Source organism: Methylocystis sp. S23, assembly GCF_054106005.1.
Map to the genome: position 1 here is coordinate 2,014,707 of NZ_CM134185.1, position 18,419 is coordinate 2,033,125.

Annotated in this window: 14 protein-coding genes; 7 read left to right on the forward strand and 7 right to left on the reverse strand. The window is 66.0% G+C overall.

All coding sequences use genetic code 11. The features are described 5' to 3' along the window. Window positions 1–379 precede the first annotated feature (379 nt). Together ACV7JP_RS09955 and ACV7JP_RS09960 are read left to right on the forward strand one after the other, a co-directional pair. On the forward strand, window positions 380–1,006 hold the full coding sequence (locus ACV7JP_RS09955; RefSeq protein ID WP_457795528.1) for a transglutaminase-like cysteine peptidase: 627 nt from the start codon (window positions 380–382) through the stop codon (window positions 1,004–1,006). 327 nt (window positions 1,007–1,333) lie between these two features. Continuing rightward, window positions 1,334–1,960: a transglutaminase-like cysteine peptidase gene (locus ACV7JP_RS09960; protein WP_457795529.1), complete on the forward strand. Its 627-nt coding sequence runs from the start codon at window positions 1,334–1,336 to the stop codon at window positions 1,958–1,960. A 4-nt stretch (window positions 1,961–1,964) separates the two neighbouring features. Here ACV7JP_RS09960 and ACV7JP_RS09965 read toward each other — a convergent pair whose 3' ends face one another. Next, the gene (locus ACV7JP_RS09965) at window positions 1,965–2,498 is read right to left on the reverse strand and encodes a gamma carbonic anhydrase family protein (protein ID WP_457795530.1); all 534 of its coding nucleotides are present in this window, start codon (window positions 2,496–2,498) and stop codon (window positions 1,965–1,967) included. A gap of 234 nt (window positions 2,499–2,732) precedes the next feature. Here ACV7JP_RS09965 and ACV7JP_RS09970 point away from each other — a divergent pair, with 234 nt between their 5' ends. From ACV7JP_RS09970 to ACV7JP_RS09980, 3 genes are all read left to right on the forward strand, one after another. Next, entirely contained in the window at window positions 2,733–4,391 is a 1,659-nt protein-coding gene (locus ACV7JP_RS09970) for a heparinase II/III family protein (protein ID WP_457795531.1), read from the forward strand. A gap of 66 nt (window positions 4,392–4,457) precedes the next feature. Beyond that, on the forward strand, window positions 4,458–6,050 hold the full coding sequence (purH, locus tag ACV7JP_RS09975) for a bifunctional phosphoribosylaminoimidazolecarboxamide formyltransferase/IMP cyclohydrolase (RefSeq protein WP_457795532.1): 1,593 nt from the start codon (window positions 4,458–4,460) through the stop codon (window positions 6,048–6,050). 93 nt (window positions 6,051–6,143) lie between these two features. Further along, the gene (locus tag ACV7JP_RS09980; RefSeq protein WP_457795533.1) at window positions 6,144–6,458 is read left to right on the forward strand and encodes a cellulose-binding protein; all 315 of its coding nucleotides are present in this window, start codon (window positions 6,144–6,146) and stop codon (window positions 6,456–6,458) included. Window positions 6,459–6,556: 98 nt separating this feature from the next. Here ACV7JP_RS09980 and ACV7JP_RS09985 read toward each other — a convergent pair whose 3' ends face one another. The 4 genes from ACV7JP_RS09985 to ptsP all read right to left on the reverse strand — a co-directional run bounded on the left by ACV7JP_RS09985 (window position 6,557) and on the right by ptsP (window position 10,744). Next, window positions 6,557–6,835: a YARHG domain-containing protein gene (locus tag ACV7JP_RS09985; protein WP_457795534.1), complete on the reverse strand. Its 279-nt coding sequence runs from the start codon at window positions 6,833–6,835 to the stop codon at window positions 6,557–6,559. Window positions 6,836–6,923: 88 nt separating this feature from the next. Next, window positions 6,924–7,196 carry a hypothetical protein gene (locus tag ACV7JP_RS09990; RefSeq protein ID WP_457795535.1) on the reverse strand — a complete coding sequence of 91 codons (273 nt, stop codon included), beginning with the start codon at window positions 7,194–7,196 and terminating at the stop codon, window positions 6,924–6,926. 165 nt (window positions 7,197–7,361) lie between these two features. Then, on the reverse strand, window positions 7,362–8,432 hold the full coding sequence (gene prfA, locus ACV7JP_RS09995; protein WP_457795536.1) for a peptide chain release factor 1: 1,071 nt from the start codon (window positions 8,430–8,432) through the stop codon (window positions 7,362–7,364). Between the two features lie 47 nt (window positions 8,433–8,479). Beyond that, a complete protein-coding gene (gene ptsP, locus ACV7JP_RS10000; protein ID WP_457795537.1) occupies window positions 8,480–10,744 on the reverse strand; it encodes a phosphoenolpyruvate--protein phosphotransferase in 2,265 nt (754 codons plus the stop codon). 431 nt (window positions 10,745–11,175) lie between these two features. Between ptsP and ACV7JP_RS10005 the strand changes: the two genes are divergently transcribed. Both ACV7JP_RS10005 and ligA read left to right on the forward strand, forming a co-directional pair. Further along, window positions 11,176–14,049, forward strand: coding sequence for an EAL domain-containing protein (locus ACV7JP_RS10005; protein WP_457795538.1), 2,874 nt, complete (start codon window positions 11,176–11,178; stop codon window positions 14,047–14,049). 342 nt (window positions 14,050–14,391) lie between these two features. Then, window positions 14,392–16,506, forward strand: a complete 2,115-nt coding sequence (ligA, locus tag ACV7JP_RS10010) for an NAD-dependent DNA ligase LigA (RefSeq protein WP_457795539.1) — start codon at window positions 14,392–14,394, stop codon at window positions 16,504–16,506. Window positions 16,507–16,662: 156 nt separating this feature from the next. Here ligA and ACV7JP_RS10015 read toward each other — a convergent pair whose 3' ends face one another. Together ACV7JP_RS10015 and ACV7JP_RS10020 are read right to left on the reverse strand one after the other, a co-directional pair. Next, window positions 16,663–17,307: a sterol desaturase family protein gene (locus tag ACV7JP_RS10015; protein ID WP_457795540.1), complete on the reverse strand. Its 645-nt coding sequence runs from the start codon at window positions 17,305–17,307 to the stop codon at window positions 16,663–16,665. Between the two features lie 4 nt (window positions 17,308–17,311). Continuing rightward, window positions 17,312–18,304, reverse strand: a complete 993-nt coding sequence (locus ACV7JP_RS10020) for a fatty acid desaturase (protein ID WP_457795541.1) — start codon at window positions 18,302–18,304, stop codon at window positions 17,312–17,314. Window positions 18,305–18,419 lie beyond the last annotated feature (115 nt).

Sequence of the window (18,419 nt, forward strand, 5' to 3'; positions counted from 1 at the left end):
TACTGACGATACGCGATCTGCCGGTCGTAGGATCGGCTCCGCCAACGTCGCCGCGGCGCTTTCGCCGCGCTTCCGCCACAAAAATTACGGGCCGGGCCGGGCGTTAACCTCTCTGCGCCGACGCCGTTTACGATTGGCGGCGCCAAGTCGAGCTGAGCGCGCCACGGAGGCGTCGTCGAGCGGGGGGAGCGATATTTACATCTTTTAAAATCAGCCATTTATGCTGCTTCTTCAAATTTTATCGGTTCCGGTTCCAGAAAATTATACTTACCCGTCTGACGTATAAATCTAAACGCGTTCGCGTAAAATGCGGCGGAAATACTTTCAAGGACGGCAAAATAAGAAACCTATTCTCGTCTCAGCAAAGGGGAGACGGGAAATGGTCGGCATTATCGGCAAGGCGATTGTGGCTCTCGGACTTGCGGGCGGGGGTCTGCTGGCGGTCGCCGCGACGAGTTTCGCGGGTCCCGACGCGTCGAGCTACGCCGCGACCGGCGCCGAGACGAGCGTTCCCTATGGCTGGGTCGACTTCTGCCAGCGCAACCGCGCCGAATGCGACGACGACGCGCGCATCCCGGCCGACATTCAGCTCGACGCCGCCGCCTTCGACAAGATTTCGCGCGTCAACCTCTGGGTGAACAAGCATATCGAGCCCATCGCCGACACCGATCACTGGGGCGCGATCGACCAGTGGGATTATCCGACGGACGGAAGGGGCGATTGCGAGGACTATGCGCTGCTCAAGCGCCGCCTCTTGATCGAGCAGGGCTTCCCGCGCGAGGCGCTGCTGCTGACCGTGGTGAAGGAGAAAAACGGCGACGGCCATTCCGTCCTCACGGTCCGCACGAATCGCGGCGAGTTCGTTCTCGACAATCTCGCCGATCTGGTGAAGCCCTGGAAGAAGACGCCCTATCGCTTCGTGAAGCGCCAGTCGCAGCACAATCAGAATATCTGGGTCGCGCTCGGGGAGCCCACCGCCGCCCCGGCCTATGTGTCGAACAAGTGATGCGGTTTCCGCCGGTTCAGGATTGCTTCGTCGGCGAGGCCTTCGCGCAATGACCGCCGCATGTGGGGCGGTTCGGCCAACGGCGCTTAACAATTGTGGCGCCGCCGCGCGAGGAAGGAGTTCCGCCCGGCGCGCCGGCGCCTCGCGGAGGGCTGCGTTACACATTTGATTTTGGGTGGGTTTGCTCATCGGCGACGCGGCGGCGCCGCTCGCCGGGGCTCCTTGCCGTAAACCATAAGTTAAGGCGATCTTAACGCGCATCTTGGCAAACCGGCCACAATCGTAAAAGATTTCTTAACGGTCGGTTGGCGGTTAGGGTTTCGTTAAATGCATCTCGCGCGTCGCGTTGTGAAGGGTCTCGCTCTCGCTTTGGCCGCTCTGGGCCTGTCGGCCTTTCCGGCGTCGGCCGGGGCGAGGCTGCCGGCCTCGACCTTCTCCCCCCTCGGTCCCGAGACGAGCGTTCCCTTTGGCTGGGTGGATTTCTGCCAGCGCTATGGCGGCGAATGCGACGACGCGGCCGGCGCGCCGCGGACGATCGAGCTGACGGCGGCGGCGCTGCGCAAGATCGAGGGCGTCAACGCGCTCGTCAACAACAAGATCGAGCCGGTCTCCGACGCCGAGCACGCCGGCGCGCCCGACGCCTGGGACTATCCCACGGACGGCAAGGGCGATTGCGAGGATTATGCGTTGCTGAAGCGCCGCGTCCTGATGGAGGCCGGCTTCCCGCGCGCCGCCCTGTTGCTCGCCGTGGTGAAGGACGAGCATGGCGACGGCCATGCGGTGCTGATGGCGCGCACCGATCGCGGCGATTTCGTCCTTGACAATCTCGCCGACGAGGTGAAGCCCTGGGGCAAGACTTCCTATCGCTTCGTGAAGCGCCAGTCGCAGGAAAACCAGAATGTGTGGGTGGCGATCGGCGCGCCGACCGCCGCGCCGATGTATGTGGCGAAGTGAGAGGTCAGGGCGCGATCTCGACGAGCCCCTTCAGATATCGTCGCCCGTTTTCCACATAATGCCGCGCCGATTCGAGGAACTTCTCCCGCGAGTCGTCCCCGAGCGGCCGGATAACCTTCGCCGGCGAGCCGACGATGAGGGAATCGTCCGGGAATTCCTTGCCTTCCGTCACCAGCGCATTGGCGCCGACGAGGCAGTTCCGGCCGATCTTCGCGCCGTTCAGGATCGTCGCGCCCATGCCGATGAGCGCGCCGTCGCCGATCGCGCAGCCATGCAGAACCACATTATGGCCGATGGTGCAGTCGGCGCCGATCGTCAGCGGATAGCCCATGTCGGTATGCAGGACGCTGTTGTCCTGGATATTGGTCCGCGCGCCGATGACGATCCATTCATTGTCGCCGCGCAGCACGCAGTTGAACCAGACATTGGCGTCCTCCCGCAGCTCGACGCGGCCGACGAGATGCGCGCCGGGGGCCACGAAATAGCGGCCTTCGGGGGGCAGGCGCGGCGCAATTCCATCGAGCGTGTAGAGCGGCATTCGGTTTCTCCTCGGACTGAGATTGGCGCGACATTGCCATTTCCCGCCGCGCGCGGAAAGCGGTCGCCTTTTGCGGCGAACGGCCAAGGCCGGGTTCGGCGCAAAAGTCAAAAATAGTGTATAAACAGTTGCGGGCGCATCGCCCTTAGCCGTTGGGCGGGCAATCGCCGGATATTCCGGCCCCTGACTGGGCGAATCGGAGGATGGGATCTGAACGGCGGCTTGCGTGACCGGATGCGGATAGCCGGCGTCTTCGCGATAAAGGTCTTCGCGCGCGGCGCGGCGACGCCCTATCACGTGGTGAAATCCATGGCGATCGCGCCGCCCGAGCGGCTCCGCATCGCGCCGCCCGACATTCGCACGGCCGATCCGACCGTCGCGGACGAGATTTACGCCGGCTATTTCTCTTTCGCGGGCAAGACCCTGCAGAGCTACGGGGCCTCGCCCTTCTCGCTCACGCCGCCCTCGCCCGCCTGGCGGCGGGCGCTGGCCGGCTTTTCCTGGCTGAGACATTTGCGCGCGGCCGACAAGACGCTGGCGCAGGCCAATGCGCGGGCGCTCGTCGGCGACTTTCTCGCGCTGAAAAGGCTGCCCCATGACGATCCCGCCATGGAGCCGGCGGTCGTGGCGCGGCGCCTCCTGTCCTTCTTCGCGCAGTCGCCCGTTCTGCTCGACGGCGCCGACGCCGAATTCTACGACGCCTTCATGCTGTCGCTCGCCCAGAGCGCGCGGCTCATCTGGCGGGCGCTCGCCACGGGCCAGGCGCAGGGGGCCGACCGGGCGCTCTGCGCCATCGCGCTCGCCGAATTCGCGGTCTGCGCCGACACCGGCCGCAAGATCGCGCCGCAAGTGTCGCGCGCCCTGTCGGCGGAGCTCGACCGCCAGATTTTGAGCGACGGCGGCCATGTCAGCCGCAATCCGCAGGTCGCCGTTGATCTGCTGCTCGATCTCCTGCCCTTGCGCCAGGTGCTCGCGGCGCGGGGCCTGCAGACGCCCGCCTCCATGCTGCGCGCCGTGGATCGCATGATGCCGACGCTGCGCATGCTGCAGCATGGCGACGGCTCTCTCGCCCTTTTCAACGGCATGGGCGCGACCGAGCTCGATCGCGTCGCGAGCGTGCTCGCCAATGAGGATACGCGCGGCGCCGCGCCGCTGAAGGCCCCCTATGTGGGCTATCAGCGGCTCGAGGCGGGGGACGCCGTCGTCCTCGTCGAGGCCGGCGGGCCGCCGCCTTTCGAGTTTTCCGCCGCCGCCCATGCCGGCTTTCTCTCTTTCGAATATTCGCTGGGGATCGAGCGGGTCGTCGTCAATTGCGGGGCGCCCGCGCCGCCCCATGACGATCTGCGGGAGCTGGCGCGCGCGACGGCGGCCCATTCGACGCTCGTCATCGACGACCGCTCCTCGGCGCGCATCGCCAGGAAGGATGTCGGCCGCTGGCGCGCCGAACGCATCGTCGAAGGTCCGGGCCATGTCTCGGCGACGCGCGTCGAGGCGCAGGGCGCGACGACGCTCTCTCTCTCGCATGACGGCTACGCCAGGGCTTTCGGCTTGATCCATGCGCGCGAGCTGATCCTCGCCGCGGACGGGACGGCGCTCGCCGGACGCGATCGGCTGCTGCCCGCGGAGGACGGCGGCGCGGGACCCGCGGGGCTCGATTTCGCCGTGCGGTTTCACCTCCATCCCCGCATAAGGGCCGTCGAGCTGGGGGAAGCGATCGAGCTGCAGCTATCGAGCGGCGCGACGGTGATTTTCGAAGCCGAGGACGCCTGGCCGCAGATCGAGGAAAGCATATTTTTCGCCGCGCCCGCCGGCGCCCGCAAATGCGCCCAGATCGTGCTGCGCGGAAAGGCCGCGCCGGGAGTCGAGCTGCGTTGGAGCTTTCAGAGGGGTTGAGCGGTTCCACGCCCAAGGGATGTGTGATAAGCGCGGCGCAAATTTCCCTTTGGAGGACTTCAGCCCATGCCGGTGGATCAGCGTAAGGTCGCGCGCGCCCTTCTCTCCGTCTCGGACAAGACGGGCCTTGTCGAATTTGCGCGCGCGCTGGCCGGCCATGGCGTGGAGCTCGTCTCGACCGGCGGCACGCGCAAGGCGCTCGGCGACGCCGGCCTCGCGGTGAAGGACATTGCCGACCTCACGCATTTCCCCGAGATGATGGACGGCCGCCTGAAGACGCTGCATCCCAAGGTGCATGGCGGCCTGCTGGCGATCCGCGAGAATCCCGAACATGAGGCGGCGATGCTCGCCCATGACATCCGGCCGATCGACCTTCTCGTCGTCAATCTCTATCCTTTCGAGGCGACGCTCGCCAAGGGCGCGCCTTTCGAGGAATGCGTCGAGAATATCGACATTGGCGGGCCGGCCATGATCCGCGCCGCCTCCAAGAACCATGACGACGTCGCCGTCGTCGTCGATCCTTCCGATTACGCCGCCTTGGCGGACGAGATCGCCGCGACCGGCGGCGCCACGCTGCTCGCCACGCGCCGGCGTCTCGCGCAGAAGGCCTTTGCGCGCACGGCGGCCTATGACGCGGCGATCTCCAATTGGCTGGCCGCGGAGCTCGGCGAAGCCGCGCCGCCCGTCCGCGCTTTCGGCGGCCGGCTGTCGGAGCCCATGCGCTACGGGGAAAACCCGCATCAGGCGGCGGGCTTCTATCTCACGGGCGAGGCGCGGCCCGGCGTCGCCACGGCGCGGCAGGCCCAGGGCAAGCAGCTTTCCTACAATAATGTCAACGACACGGACTCCGCCTTCGAATGCGTCGCGGAATTCGATCCCGCCCGCACGGCCGCCGTCGTCATCGTCAAGCACGCCAATCCTTGCGGCGTCGCGGAAGGCGCCTCGCTGGAGGAGGCTTACCTCAAGGCGCTGCGCTGCGATCCGGTCTCGGCCTTTGGCGGCGTCGTCGCGCTCAATCGCAAGCTCGACGCGGCGGCCGCGCGCGAGATCGTGAAGATCTTCACCGAGGTCATCATCGCGCCCGAGGCGGAGGACGAGGCGATCGAGATCGTCGGCGCGAAGAAGAATCTGCGCCTGCTGTTGACCGGAGGGCTCCCCGATCCCCGCGCGCGCGGCGTAACCTTCCGCAGCGTCGCGGGCGGCTTTCTCGCGCAGACGCGCGACAGCGCCGTCGTCGACGACATGGAACTGAAGGTGGTGACGAAGCGCGCGCCGAGCGGGCGGGAGCTCGCCGATTTGAAGTTCGCCTATCGCGTCGTCAAGCACGTCAAGTCCAACGCCATCGTCTATGCGAGGGACCTCGCGACGGTGGGCGTTGGCGCGGGGCAGATGTCGCGCGTCGATTCCTCGCGCGCCGCCGCTCACAAGGCGGGCGAGGCGGCGCAGCTCGCGGGGCTCGCGGAGAGCCTCGCCAAGGGATCGGTCGTCGCTTCCGACGCCTTCTTCCCCTTCGCCGACGGTCTGCTCGCGGCGGCGGCGGCGGGCGCGACCGCGATCATTCAGCCGGGCGGCTCGGTGAAGGACAATGAGGTGGTCGCGGCGGCGGACGCGCAGGGGCTCGCCATGGTCTTCACCGGCGTGCGCCATTTCCGGCATTAGGCCGCCCGGGGCGCGCTCGCCAAAAACCGGTTTCCCCTTTTTCGCCGCGCGATCTATGGTGATTTTTCCACCATAGGTTTCACGGAGCTCAGCATGCGTCGCGCCTTTACGCTTTCCCTCGGCCTCGCCACGGCTCTTGCGCTTCTCTCCGGCGATGCGCTTGCGAAATCGCGCAAGCCGGCGCCCGCCCAGCCGCAAGCCGCCGAGAGCGACGATTTTCCGATCCCCTTGCCGAAGAATCTCACTTCCAACAAGGATTGGCTGGACGACGGCGCCGGCGATCCGGCCTCGGGCACGCTGCAGCCCAACGCGCAGGCGAACGACAATTACTTCCTCCAGCAGCAGCAATTCTGGAGAAACGACCCGACGCGCTACACCGAAGCGGGCGAGCTTTTCGACAATCGTTAATTCGTCACTGCGAGCGAAGCGAAGCAATCCAGAGCCACATCACGGCCTGTATTGCTTCGTCGCTTCGCTCCCCGCAATGACGATGGCGGGCGGCGGCCTTAGTCGCCGCATCCCATGCGCCGCTCCTCCGCGACGATATCGCGCACGGCGGCGCGCTGGCGCGCCGAAAGCGGCACGTCGTTGACGTCGTCATAGCTGCATCCGGCATTGCCGAAAACGCGGATGGCGCGCGCCGTCTTGAAGCAATAGCCGCCGTCCTTGTAAATCTGATTGCGCTCCATCCAGAGGCCCCGGCAGGAAGCCTGCGCCGCAACAGGCGCCAGAGCGGCGCCGCTTATGGCGGCGGCGAGCGCATATGCGAAAATCTTGTTCGTCATTTCTTCCTCCCCAGTCTTGCATTCCGCGGTTTGCGGGCGGAATGGGCCAAGTCTTAAAACGTCTCGGCCCCCCGTCAATCGCCGCGCGTCAGTCGCATACGCGAACCCGGCGGAAGCCGACGACATCGCCCCAATGATTGTAGACCGGGCGGCGGCTCGGATAGCAATCATGATAAATGACATGGTGCTCGCTATAGCCGCCCATCCCGCCGGCGGCCATCGCGCCGACCGCAAAGGCGCCCATGCCGATCGCGGCGGCGGCGCCGTCGCTGACCCAGGCGGCGGCCGGGGCGGTGGTGGAAACGATCGTGGCGCTCGACAGGCCGGCGACCAGAATGGCGGTGGCGATCTTCCTGGACATGACGCTCTCCTCTTGCTTGCGTTTCGCAACTTCGTTTTGCGATGAGAGAAGGCTACGGCCGTTTCACGGGAACGTTGGTGCGGTGGCGCACGTGGCGCGCAAAATCGAGGATGAAAGCGCGACGGCCGCAATTTCAGATGGAGTCGCGCGGCGCCGAAGCGGGATTTAGGCTTCGCTCTGCGCCAGAAGCTTCTGCTGGCGGTCGGTGGCGAGCGCGTCGATGATTTCGTCGAGCTCGCCTTCCATCACGCGGTCGAGCTTGTAGAGCGTCAGATTGATGCGATGGTCGGTCACGCGCCCTTGTGGGAAATTATAGGTGCGGATGCGCTCCGAGCGGTCGCCCGAGCCCACCTGGCTCTTGCGGTCGGCGGAGCGCTCCTTGTCGAGGCGCTGGCGCTCGGCGTCGTAGAGGCGCGAACGCAGAACGTTCATCGCCTTCGCCTTGTTGCGGTGCTGCGATCGCTCCTCCTGCATCATCACGACGATGCCGGAGGGAATATGCGTGATGCGGATCGCCGACTCCGTCTTGTTGACGTGCTGGCCGCCGGCGCCCTGCGAGCGCATGGTGTCGATCTGCAGATCCTTCTCGTCGATCGTCACGTCGACTTCCTCGGCCTGCGGCAGCACCGCGACCGTCGCCGCCGAGGTATGGATGCGGCCTTGCGTTTCCGTCGCCGGCACGCGCTGAACGCGATGGACTCCGGATTCGAATTTCAGTTTGCCGTAAACCCCGCGGCCGGCGATCTCCGCGACGATCTCCTTGAAGCCGCCGAGCGCGCCGGGGCTTTCCGAAACGAGCTCCACGCGCCAGCCCTGGAGCGCCGCATATTTCTGATAGGCGCGGAAGAGGTCGCCCGCGAAAAGCGCCGCCTCGTCGCCGCCCGTTCCGGCGCGCACTTCGAGAATGACGCCCTTTTCGTCCGCCTCGTCCTTCGGCAGCAGCGCGAGCTGCAAGGCCTTCTCGGCCTTTTCCAGCCGCTCGCGCGCCTCGTCGGCTTCCGCCTCGGCGAGATCGCGCATCTCTTTGTCCAGCGACGCGTCGGCGAGCATGGCGGCGAGGTCTTTCGCCTCGCGCTCGGCCGCGCGATAGGCGCGGATCGACTCCACCACCTCGTCGAGCGCCGCGCGCTCGCGCGAGAGCGCGACAAAGGCCTGCCCGTCCGCGCCGCTCGCGAGCTTTTCGCCGATTTCCTCATAGCGGCGCAGAATGAGATCGAGCTTGTCTTGTGCGAACATGCGGGTTTCGGTCTTGCGGAAAAGGAAGCCGGAGGAAAGAGGCGCCGCTACAGCGGAATATTGCGCGACAGCGCATATTCGCGCAGCTTGTCGCGCACGGAAGGCGCGCCGTCGTCGGCGGCGAGCACCGTCGCCAGAAAGACCTGCGCCTCGTCGAGATCGAGCCCCAGGATCATCGATTTCACCGGGCCGATCGCGGCCGGCGACATGGAGAGGGAGCGATAGCCGATGGCGAGCAGAGCGAGCGCCTCGATCGGCCGCCCGCCCATCTCGCCGCACAGCGTCACCGGCGTTCCGGCGCGGCGGCCGGCCTCGGCGACGCGCTCCAGCGCGCGCAGCACCGGCGGCGAGAGATTGTCGTAGCGCTTCGAGACGCGCGTATTATCGCGGTCCGCCGCGTACATGTACTGCACGAGGTCGTTGGAGCCGACGGACAGGAAATCGGCGCGCGCGGCGATGAGGTCGAGCTCCCACAAAAGCGAGGGCACCTCCACCATGGCGCCGAGCTTCAGCAATTCCGGCTCGGGATAGCCGTGGCGGCGGATATGCTCCAATTCGCGCAGCGCGATCGCTTTCGCCGCCTCGAATTCCGCGACATTGGCGATCATCGGGAACATGATGCGCAATTCGCGCCCGGCGCCGGCCTTCAGCATGGCGCGCAACTGCATGCGCAGCAGGCCCGGCCTGTCGAGCCCGATGCGGATGGCGCGCCAGCCCAGCGCCGGATTTTCCTCGTCGATCTTCGCCATATAGGGGAGGATCTTGTCGGAGCCGATGTCGAGCGTTCGGAAGGTGACCGGCCGGTTGGGCACCGCGTCCATCACGCCCTTATAGAAACGATACTGCTCGTCCATGCGCGGAAAACGCGGCGCGAGCATGAATTGCAGCTCGGTGCGGAACAGGCCGATCGACTGCGCGCCCGTGTCGTGCACATGCGGCACGTCGATGGCGAGGCCGGCGTTCATATGCAGGGAGATTTTGACGCCGTCCCTGGTGACGGCGTCCACGTCGCGCAGCTTGGCGTATTGCTCCTGCCGCCGCGCGCGCAGCCGGGCCTTCTCGGCATAGGCGCTCTGCACGTCGGCCTGCGGACGCACATGCACCTCGCCGGTCGAGCCGTCGATGATGATCGGGTCGCCGGTCTCGACGACGTCGATGACGCCCGCCACGAGGCCGACGGTCGCAATGCCGAGCGCGCGCGCGACGATGGCGACATGGCTCGACGGGCCGCCTTCCTCCAGCACCAGGCCGCGCAGCCGCGCGCGGTCGTAATCGAGCAGCGCCGCCGGGCCCATGGTGCGCGCCACGATGATGGCGTTTTCGGGCACGCTGTCGCGGTCGGCGACATAGCTCTGGCCGGTGAGCTGGTGCAGAAGGCGGTTGGCGATGTCGTCGAGATCGTGGAGGCGGTCGCGCAGATAGGGGTCGGTCTGGCGCTGCATGCGCGCCCGGGCGTCGCTCTGCACGCGCTCCACCGCCGCTTCCGCCGTCAGGCCCGACTTCACCGCCTCGCGCAGGCGGCGCACCCAGCCCTGGTCATAGGCGACCATGCGGACCGTCTCCAGCACGTCGCGATGCTCGCCCGCGCCGATCCGGTCGCCATGGGCGACGAGCTCGTCAATCGAGGCGCGCATGGCGTCGACCGCCTGCTCCAGGCGGGTCAGCTCGCGGGAGAGGTCTTCGGCCACGAGCTGCTTCACGACCACGCGCGGCTCGTGCAGCAGGACATGGCCGAGGCCGACCCCCTCGCACATGGGGGCGCCCTTCAGCGAGGCGGGCCGGTAGAGGGCGAGGTCGCGCGGGTCCTCGATCGCCTGCAACTCGCCGGAAGCGATGAGCTCCGCGAGCAGCATGGCGGTCGTTTGAAGCGCCTCGACCTCTTCCTCGGAATAGACGCGGCGAACCTTGTTCTGAACGACGAGGACGCCGAGGGTCGAGCCGCCGCGCAGGATCGGCACGCCGAGGAAGGAATGATAGGCGTCCTCGCCCGTTTCCGGCTTATAGGCGAAGGCGGGGTGGTCCTGGGCCTCGGAGAGGGCGAGCGGCTCGGCGCTGCGGGCGATGAGGCCGACAAGGCCCTCGCCGGCGTGCATGGTCGTCTGGTGGACGGCCTCGCGATTCAGGCCCTCCGTGGCGTAGAGCTCGAGGCGCTGGTCGGCGCGCAGGACGTAGACCGAGCAGACCTCTGCGACCATGTTCGCGGCGATCTGCACCACGATCTTGTCGAGACGCGTCTGCGCGCTCACCGGCTCCGCGCTGATCTCGCGCAGCCGGCGCAGCAGAAGGCGGGGGCCGCCAAGGGCGCTACGCATCCGTTCCATTCCCATCCACAGCGCGACGCCCGCGGCGGGCCGTCGCGAAAAATAGCCGTTCACCCTTTTTGGAAATCCGCGCGCGCCGCGCTGCTGACGTCCTAAGCGTATATTGGCGGGCGCCCTTATCCGCAAGCGCGGCCGAACTCCCCTCGCAAGGAGCATACCGCTATTTTCGTCCGGTTTGAATCGGCTTGCGGATCGGCGCCGGAGGCTCTACTGATTTTATGAGAACCTTCAATGCTTGCGGCGTAGTCGGAGACGAGGCGTCGGCTTCGCCCCCGAAGGTTCGCGGCTTCCGTGCGGCCGGACAGCCGCAAGTTGCATTTTTTGGCCCAGCAATTGTCGCGCCGTGGCCGCGATCAGAGAATAGGGAACAGGCGCTCGCGGGGTCGAGCGTCTGCTGGCAGGCCTGCAGCCGAGAAGAGAATGTGCGTCTCCAAAAGCTTCTGATCGCCCTATTTGCCCTCCTGGTCTCGACCGCCGCGGCGCTCGCCGTGGAATCGGTCCGCGTTCCCAAAGGCGCGCGGGCCATCGACCTCACCCATGTGGTGGAAAAGCACTATTCGCAGAGCGACCGCCTCCAGGTCTCCACCGCGCCGGGCTCCGACGGCATTGTGCGCCGCATCGAAGTCGGCGCCCGCGAGGCGGGCAGCCGCCCGAACTGGATCGTCTTCGCGCTGACGAACGACACGGACGAGCAGATCGAGCGCCTCATCGTCGCGCCGCATTTCCGTCTGCAGGGCTCGGGCGTCATCTGGCCGGATCTGGGCTCCACCCGCATCTCCGCCATCACCGCGAGCCAGGGCTTCCCGCCCGAGGCCGAGGATTCGGCCGACGCCGACGTCTTCCGCCTGACGCTCGACCCCGGCACCACCATCACCTATGTCGCCGAGTTGCGCACGCCGAACCTTCCCCAGCTCTATCTCTGGGAGCCCGAGGCCTATAAGGACAAGGTGACGAGCCTCACGCTCTACAAGGGCATCGTCATCGGCATCGCCGGCCTGCTCGCGCTCTTCCTCACCATCGTCTTCGTGGTGAAAGGGGCGGTGATCTTCCCCGCGGCGGCGGCGCTGGCCTGGGCGGTGCTCGCCTATGTCTGCATCGATTTCGGCTTCTGGGACAAGATTTTCGGCTCCGGGGCGGACGCCGACCGCATCTGGCGCGCCGGCGCCGAGACAGTGCTGTCGGCGACGCTGGTCGTCTTTCTCTTCGCCTATCTCAATCTCAATCGCTGGCATGTGCGCGCCTGGCATGTCGCGGCGCTGTGGCTCCTGATCCTGCTCGACCTCGTCGGCCTTGCGGTCTTCGACGCGCCGGTCGCGGCGGGCGTCGCGCGCATCTCGCTCGCGACCGTCGCCGTCGTGGGCTTCGTGCTGGTCCTCTATCTCGCCTCGCACGGCTTCGACCGCGCGATCATGCTGATTCCGACCTGGTTCCTGCTCGTCGTCTGGGTGGCGACGGCGGGCTTCGCGGTCGCCGGCTGGATGACGAACGACCTCGTCTCGCCGGCGCTTGTCGGCGGCCTGGTGCTCATCGTCATGCTGATCGGCTTCACGGTGATGCAGAACGCCTTCGCGACAGGCGGACTCTCCCATGGCGCGATCAGCGACGTGGAGCGCAAGGCGCTGGCCATGACCGGCGCCAATGAGATCGTCTTCGACTGGGACGTGCCTTCCGACCACATCTATGTGAGCCCGGAGATCGAGGCGGCGCTCGGCCTTGACCGTGGCGGGCTTGAAGGCGCGGCGTCTTCCTGGCTCGATCTGCTGCATCCTTTCGAGCAGGACCGCTATCGCGCCTGCCTCGACGCGCTGCTGGAGCAGCGCCGGGGCCGAATCAATCAGGAGTTCCGGCTCCGCGCGGCGGACGGCCATTATCTCTGCTACCGCCTGCGCGCGCGGCCCGTCGTGGGGCCGGATGGCGAGGTGATCCGCGTCGTCGGCACGCTCACCGACGTCACCGACGAGCGCAATGCGCAGGAGCGCCTGCTGCACGACGCCGTGCATGACAATCTGACGGGCCTGCCCAATCGCGAGCTGTTCTTCGACCGTCTGGAGGCGGCGCTCGTCTTCGCGCGCATGGAGAAGGACGTGCGCCCGACGGTGCTCGTCATCGACATCGACCGATTCAAGCAGATCAACGAGCAGGTCGGCATCGCCATGGGCGACAGCATCCTGCTCACCGTGGCGCACCGCCTCACGCGTCTGTTGCAGCCGCAGGACACGCTGGCGCGGCTCAATGGCGACACATTCGCGATCATCCTCGCCTCCGAGACCCACGCCGACCACGTCATCAATCTCGCCGATTCCGTCCGACGTTCGCTCGCGACGCCGGTGCGCTTCACGGATCGGGAGATCGCGCTTTTCGCCTCGATCGGCATCGCGCTCTACGACCAGCAGATGCATCCCGGCGCGGAGGACATGGTGGAGGATGCGGAGATCGCCATGCGCTACGCCAAGCGCACGGGCGGCAACCGCATCGAGGTCTTCCGTCCGTCGATGCGCGCGCAGCGCTCGGATCGCCTGACGCTGGAAGCCGATATGCGCCGGGCGCTGGAGCGCGGCGAGGTGAAGGTCTTCTTCCAGCCGATCGTGCGTCTCGAAGACCGCACCATCGCTGGTTTCGAGGCGCTTTTGCGCTGGGACCATCCACGCCTGGGCCGGCTCGAGCCCGCGCAATTCATCCCCATCGCCGAGCAGACCGGCCTCATCATCGATTTCGGCCTGCTGGCTTTGGAGCGCACGGCGCGAGAGCTCGCCGCCTGGCAGCGCGCGCTCGCCGTCGATCCGCCGATCTTCGCCTCGGTGAACGTCTCCTCGCGGCAATTGCTGCGTCACGATCTGCTGCGCGACGTGAAGAGCGTGCTGCTGCGCCATGACGTGACGAAAGGCAGCCTCAAGCTGGAGCTGACCGAGAGCCTCGTGATGGAGAATCCGGAATACGCCGCGCAGATGCTGACCCGCATCAAGGAGCTCGGCGCGGGCCTCTCGCTCGATGATTTCGGCACGGGCTATTCCTCGCTCGCCTATTTGCAGCGCTTCCCTTTCGACACGATCAAGATCGACCGCTCTTTCGTCAAACAGAGCGGCAAGGGCGCGCGTCCCGTCATTCTTCGCTCCATCGTCGCGCTGGCGCAGGATCTCGGCATGGACGTGGTCGCGGAGGGCGCGGAGACCGAGGCCGATGCGATCGAGCTTTATCAGCTCGGCTGCGGCTACGCGCAGGGCTACGCCTTCGGGCGCCCGATCAGCGCGCAGGAAGCGCGCCGGCTCGTGGGCGCGGCGCCGGAGGCGGCGGCTTAAACGCAGACGATGCGATTCTAAAGGTTTAGAGCGCGCTCCAGGCGAAAACCGGTTCCCACTTTTCGCGAACCGCGCTCTATGCCTCGCGAAGACGCGCGGAAAGAGATAGGCTGCGCGCGAAAGCTTCGTTTTCCACCGTCATTGCGAGCGAAGCCATCCAAAGGTTCGTGAATTCGGCCTCGCCCCTCACCCTAACCCTCTCCCCGTTGTCACGGGGAGAGGGGATGAACCAGTCTCCCTCTCCCCGCCTGCGGGGGGAGGGTTGGGGTGAGGGGCGGGCGACCGTATGAAACTTGGGCTGGATTGCTTCGCTCACAATGACGGCTCCGAGCCGCATTGCACATGACCAGGAAACCCGTTCCGCATTCCACTCCCGTCGACAAGCTGTCGCCCGCCGAGGCCCGCGCCGAACATGCCCGGCTCGCGGAGGACATTGCGCGCTATGACCGCGCCTATTACCAGGAAGACGCGCCGCTCGTTCCCGACGCGGAATATGACGCGGCGCGTCTTCGCTACGAGGCGCTGGAGAAGGCCTTTCCCGAACTCGTCACCGCGGAATCGCTGACGAAGAAGGTCGGCGCCAGGCCCTCCGAAAAATTCGCCAAGGTGAAGCATGCCGTGCCGATGCTCTCGCTCGGCAATGTGTTTTCGGATGAGGAGGTTTGCGACTTCGTCGCCCGGGTGCGCCGTTTCCTGAATCGTTCAGAAGGCGAGATACTCTTCACCGCCGAGCCCAAAATCGACGGGCTTTCCTGCTCCCTGCGTTACGAAAGCGGCCATCTCGTACAGGCGGCGACGCGCGGCGACGGCTATGAGGGCGAGGACGTCACGGCCAATATCCGCACGCTGAAGGAGGTCCCGCATCGCCTGCACGACGGCGCGCCGGAGGTGCTGGAAGTGCGCGGCGAGGTCTATATGACGCATGCCGACTTCACCGCCTTGAACGAGCGCCAGAAGGCCGCCGGCAGGCAGGTCTTCGCCAATCCGCGCAACGCCGCGGCGGGGTCGCTGCGCCAGCTCGATTCGAAGATCACCGCCGCGCGGCCGCTTCATTTCTTCGCCTATGGATGGGGCGAGGTCAGCGCGCCGCCGGCCAAGACGCAATGGGGCGTGCTGGAGGCCTTCAAACGCTATGGCCTGCGCGTCAATCCGCGCACGCGGCTCTGTTCGAGCGTCGAAGAGATGCTCGCGCATTATCATGCGGTCGAAACGGATCGCGCGACGCTCGGCTATGACATTGACGGCGTCGTCTACAAGGTGGACGACATCGCGCTGCAGGAGCGCCTCGGCTTCGTCTCGCGCGCCCCGCGCTGGGCGGTCGCGCATAAATTCCCGGCCGAGCGCGCCATGACCATTCTGCGCGGCATCGAGATTCAGGTTGGCCGCACCGGATCGCTGACGCCCGTCGCGCGGCTGGAGCCGGTGACGGTCGGCGGCGTCGTGGTGTCGAACGCGACGCTGCACAATGAGGACGAGATCGCGCGCAAGGACGTCCGCATTGGCGACACGGTCGTCGTGCAGCGCGCGGGCGACGTCATTCCGCAGATTGTGGAAGTGGTGCGCGAGCGGCGCCCGCCTGATGCGAAGCCTTATGAATTCCCGCATGTCTGCCCGCGTTGCGGCTCGGCGGCCTTGCGCGAGATCGACGAGAAGACCGGAACGGCCGATGTCGTGCGCCGCTGCACGGGCTCGCTCGTCTGCCCCGCGCAGGCGGTGGAGCGGCTGAAGCATTTCGCCTCGCGCAACGCCTTCGACATTGAGGGCTTGGGCGACAAGCAGATCGAATATTTCTTCAAGGAGGGCCTGATCAGAACGCCTTCCGACATTTTCACGCTCGAAGCGCACGACCGCGCGAGCCTCGCGAAAATCAAGAATCGCGAGGGTTTCGGCGAGACTTCCGTGCGCAATCTCTTCGCGGCGATCGAGGCGCGGCGGACAATCCCCGTCAATCGCTTTCTCTATGCGCTCGGCATCCGCCATATTGGCGAGACCAACGCCCGCCGCCTCGCGCGCCATTTCGGGGATTTCGAATCGTTACGCGAGACGGCGCGCGAGGCCGCGCCGGGCACGGAAGCGCGCGCGCGCATCGACTGCATTGATGGCGTCGGGCCGGTGGTGGCGGAGGCGCTGCATGATTTCTTCGCCGAGCCGCATAATGAGAAGGAAATCGACGCGCTGCTCGAGCAGGTGACGCTGGAGCCCATGCCGGAAGTTGCGTCATCCTCGCCCGTCGCCGGCAAGACGGTGGTCTTTACTGGTTCGCTGGAGCGTCTCACGCGCGACGAGGCGAAGGCGCAGGCCGAGCGCTTCGGCGCGAAAGTGGCGGCGTCGGTTTCAAAGAAGACGGACCTTGTCGTGGCCGGTCCGGGCGCGGGGTCCAAGCTCGCCAAGGCGCAGGAGCTTGGGATCGAGGTGATTAGCGAGGATGAGTGGTTTGTGCGGACGGGGCAGGGGTAACGGCCGAGGCGGCCTCGTCCTTCGAGACGCGCGCTTTGCGCGCTCCTCAGGATGAGGCCTAACTATTGCCTGCAAAAAGAAGCCCTCATGCTGAGGAGCCTGCGAAGCAGGCGTCTCGAAGCACGAGGGGCGTCAGCACAATCGGAGGCCTTCTTCTTACACCGCCTTCGACCCCGGCGTATCGCCCTTCTGATAGGCCGTGCCGAACACATAGTCCCACCAGATGGCGTGCACGCCGAAGCCCTTCTCCGCGTCGCGGAAATGGTGGAGCATGTGCAGGCGCTTCACCCATCTGCCGAAGTCGGAGGTCGGCTGGCCGTGATGCGTCCAGTAATGCACGCAATCATAGATCACATAGCCGGCCATGAAGCCCGCAAGCACCGGCCAGGCGAAGCTCCCCCCGAAGATGAGGCGGATGATCGAGAGCGCGATCAGCATGATCGGCGCCGAGAGCAGCGGCGGCATCACAAGGCGCAGCGGGTCGTTCGGATAGATGTGATGCACGCCGTGGATCAGGAATTGGAAGCGCGGGCCCAATCCGAAAGGCAGCGGGAACACGGTATGGAAGAGATAGCGGTGGCCGAAATATTCCGTGAGCGTCCAGCCCAGATAGCCGATGGCGAGGCCGAGCAGCAGCAGGCCGAGGCCGACTTCGGACAGTGAATAGAAGGCCAGGCCCAGAATGATCGGCGTATAGACGACAACCGGCGTGAGGTGATGCACGCGCGAGAGCTTGTCGAGAAGATCGCTCTCGAAAAGGCGCGGCGAGGCGTCGAGCGTTTCGGCTTTTTCCTGCGTCATGGGCTTACTCCGCCGCCGCCGGGACGGAGGCGGCGCCGGCCGCCTGCGTCACATTCTCCGACCGCGTGCCGAGCGAATAGGCCGGGTCGAAGACGAAGGTGACGAGCAGCGCGAACCAGGAACGGTGGCAGCGCAGATCGTCATAGAATTCCGGCGCCATGGCTTTCAGATCGGGCAGGCGCGTCCACGGGATTTCGTGAAAATCGTGGTGCTCGTTGTGATAGCCGATATTGAGCGCGACCTTGTTGAGCGGCCCGTAATAGTCGAACGTGCCCTGATCGGGCGCGAAGGCGAAATGCTCCTGAAGCCAGCGCGCGCTCAAAGGATGCAGGCCCCCGACCGAAAACCAGAAGGAGAAGAAGAGATAGAGCAGGGCGTTCGGGCCGAAGGCCCATAGCATGAAGAGATCGAAGGCGACGATCACGGCGATGTTGATATAGGTCCATTTGCCCATGATCGGCACCGTGCCCTTCAGCCGCGACAGGCGCGCGAGCTGGATGGCGGGGAAGGCGAAGAGCCACGCGGCCTTGCGCCATGTGCTGTTACCGACCCACTCGACTTCCCACCGGCTTGGAATGTCGGCGTCGTAATCATAGGCCGAGAGATGCGAGTGGTGCTTGATATGGTAGCAGCGGAAGCCCATCGCGGTGGGGAAGGCGTTGGGCAGATCGGCGAGGATCGCCGTCCATTTATTGGCGAGCGGACTGTCGAAGACGCAATTGTGGATCGCGTCGTGAATGATGACGAAATTGGCGTGATTGGCGAAGGCGCCGACGCAGATGGCGAGGATGAGCGACAGCTGCCAGTAGGAGAGGCCGAGATAGCCCATAAGGGCGGCGATGAGGAATTGTCCGACGAAGATTCCGGCGGTGATCTTGAAGGTCACCGGGTCCTTGCCGAAAAGATCGCGCACCTGCGGATATTTTTCGAGGATCAGCCGGCGGCGCTCGACATGCGAGCGGTCGGCGCCCTGGGCGGTGACCGAAATGCCGTTCATGGCCTTTGCTTCCTTCCGGTTTGAACCAGGGTGATCGAGTTATGGCGCTCTGGGGTCGTTGGCCCAATGCCTCCCCTTTACGGGGAGGTCGGCGGCCGTAAGGCCGCCGGGTGGG